The following is a 239-nucleotide window of genomic DNA, read 5'->3' on the forward strand; positions in this document are numbered from 1 at the left end:
TCTTCCGGATGCGGTGATTGCTAAAATCTGCCACAAAGACATTGCCGGATGAGTCTACAGCCACTCCGGAGGGGTAGTCAAACTGTGCCGTGTTGCCGGTGCCATCCGCATGACCCGCTGAGCCAGTTCCGGCAAAGGTGCTTACCACTCCCGCCGGAGTGATCTTCCGGATGCGGTGGTTGTACAAATCTCCCACATAGACATTGCCGGATGAGTCCACAGCCACTCCGAAGGGGAGG

1 protein-coding gene is annotated in these 239 nt (G+C 57.3%); it reads right to left on the reverse strand.

Annotated features, from left to right (window positions below):
* Nucleotides 1-239 (reverse strand): NHL repeat-containing protein (locus S1OALGB6SA_RS02415; RefSeq protein ID WP_195910252.1); only part of this gene is annotated, 239 nt, incomplete at both ends.

It is taken from the genome of Olavius algarvensis spirochete endosymbiont, assembly GCA_900608495.1.
GTDB lineage: Bacteria > Spirochaetota > Spirochaetia > DSM-2461 > DSM-2461 > UBA2779.